General features: G+C 64.6%; 2 protein-coding genes. One reads left to right on the forward strand and one right to left on the reverse strand.

The genetic code is table 11. The features are described 5' to 3' along the window. The coding region (locus ACFY6U_RS52130; RefSeq protein ID WP_390050206.1) for an aromatic ring-hydroxylating dioxygenase subunit alpha at positions 1 to 579 on the reverse strand (579 nt) is incomplete at its 3' end. Positions 580 to 939: 360 nt separating this feature from the next. Here ACFY6U_RS52130 and ACFY6U_RS52135 point away from each other — a divergent pair. Beyond that, positions 940 to 2,227: carotenoid oxygenase family protein (locus tag ACFY6U_RS52135; protein WP_390050208.1), on the forward strand; the 1,288-nt coding region annotated here is incomplete at its 3' end.

The raw sequence follows: 2,227 nt of genomic DNA on the forward strand, positions 1-2,227 counted from the left end.
GGTGCGCCGATGCAGGAAGACGGTGTGGTACCCCTCGGAGAAGGAGTCCATGGCGATGTTCCAGTTGGCCCGGACGTCGATGGACCAGCAGCTGATCTTCTCCATCTCGCTGTAGTAGCCGTCGAAGCCCTCGGCGAGCTCCCCCAGCCAGGCCTCGAGCGGCTCGGGGTGGTCGCTGAAGTTGGCATAGACGAGGCCCGACCGGACCTCGACGTGGATCGGCACCAGCCCGAGGCGGGACTTGTCGACGGAGCGGAACTGCTTCTCGTCCGGCACCGAACGCAGTGATCCGTCACTGGTGTACGACCAGCCATGCAGCCAGCAGGTGTGCGCGGACGACGTCCCCTCGGCGAAACCGCAGGCCGTCGGAATCACCTTCTTGCCGCGGTGGCGGCACACGTTGTGGAACGCGCGCACCTCCCCGTCCCGGCCCCGCTGCACCAGCACCGAGGTGTTGAAGGTGGGCACGTCCAGGACGAAGTAACTACCCGGCTTCGGAAGGTCGTTGACGTTTCCGACCAAAAACCACGACGGACGGAAGACCTTCTCGACGACTGCGTCGTGATACTCCTGCGTCAATTTGTCCTTGACGGACACGACGTCCTTCAGGCCGGCGAACGGATTGGGCCCCGGCGGAGTCCCGCCGGGAGGTGGGGAATCAGAGCGGACAGCGGTCTCAGACACAAGATCTCCATAAGTTAGGACGCCAGTCCTGTCATGAAGGACGGTACGGGAGGGCGAGGCCACCTGACAAGCAGGGACGACCTTAAATGCCTTTTACCTGCACATAAATTGCCCCACCCTCCCATCAGGACCACACCTCGGCCCGGCTTGACCTCCCCCGAATGCGGCTATACGGTTCCTTGGATGTCCTAAATTTGCAGATACATTTCCTAACTATCAGGACATGCTCAGGTTCATGGCAAGAAGGAGGCGTCCATGTGGGACCCCAGCAACATGTTTCTCAACGGCCCTTACGCACCCTGGCGTGAGGAGGGCGAGGCCTTCGATCTGGAGATCGAGGGCCGGCTCCCCGACGGGCTGAACGGTGCCCTGTTCCGGGTCGGCAGCAGCCAGTTCTACCGCCCGGAGAACCCGAGCAGGTACCACTGGTTCGACGGCGACGGCATGGTCCACGCCATCTTCCTGCGTGACGGCCGGGCGACCTACCGCAACCGCTACGTGCGGACCGCGCCCCTGAAGGAGGAGATGGAACTGGGCCGGGCGATCTACGGCGGTTTCATGAACGGCAGGGACACCCCCCTGCCGCCCGGCATGTTCCCGAAAAACCCCGCCAACACGCACGTACAGCTGTACGACAACCGTCTGCTGGCCTTCTGCGAGGGCCTCCCTCCGCACGAGTTGCGGCCGGACACCCTGGAGACGGTCGGCGAGCAGTACAACTTCCGCGGCGGAGTCGTCGGGCCCCTGACCGCGCACCACAAGGTCGATCCGACGAACGGCGACTTCCTCACCTTCGGCAACATGGACGGCGCGATCACGTGGTACCGAGCCGACCGCAACGGGAACATCCTCGACCGTCACTCGGTCGACCTGGGGTTCCCCGCCTTCACCCATGACTACGCCGTCACCACCGACTATGCGATCTTCTCGGTCAGCCCGGCGACGGCCAGCTTCGAGCGCATACTCACCGGTCGGCCTTCGACGGCCTGGGAGCCGGAGAAGCTGGACACATGCCGCTGGGCAGTCCTGCATCGCAGGACTGGCGAGGTGACGTGGGTGGAGGCTACCGACGCCTTCTCCGTGACCCACTTCCTCAACGCCTACCAGGACGGCACGAAGATCATCGTCGACGGGCACCGCGTCGGCCAGTTCGGCCCCACCCTGAAGGACCTGGAGTCACCGCCGCCGAACGGGGACTGGAACTGGTGGTTCAAGGAGATCATCACCACCCCCTGGCGCTGGGAACTCGACCTCGCCACAGGGACGAGCAAGGACCGCGAGGCCACCGACATTCAGGGTGAGTTCCCCCGGATCAACGATCAGCGAACCGGACTGTCCCACCAGTACGGCTACTACTCGACGACACGCGGAGCCGGCGACTGGTTCACCGACGGCCTGGCCAAGCACGACTACACCACGGGCGAGACCTCGATGCAGACACTCGACGATGTCCTGACCTCCCCCGGCGAACCCGTCTTCGTGCCCCGCCCCGGAGCCACGGCCGAGGACGACGGCTGGCTGCTGTCGATCTGGTGGGACCCGA

Source organism: Streptomyces sp. NPDC013157, from assembly GCF_042899865.1.
Taxonomy (GTDB): domain Bacteria; phylum Actinomycetota; class Actinomycetes; order Streptomycetales; family Streptomycetaceae; genus Streptomyces.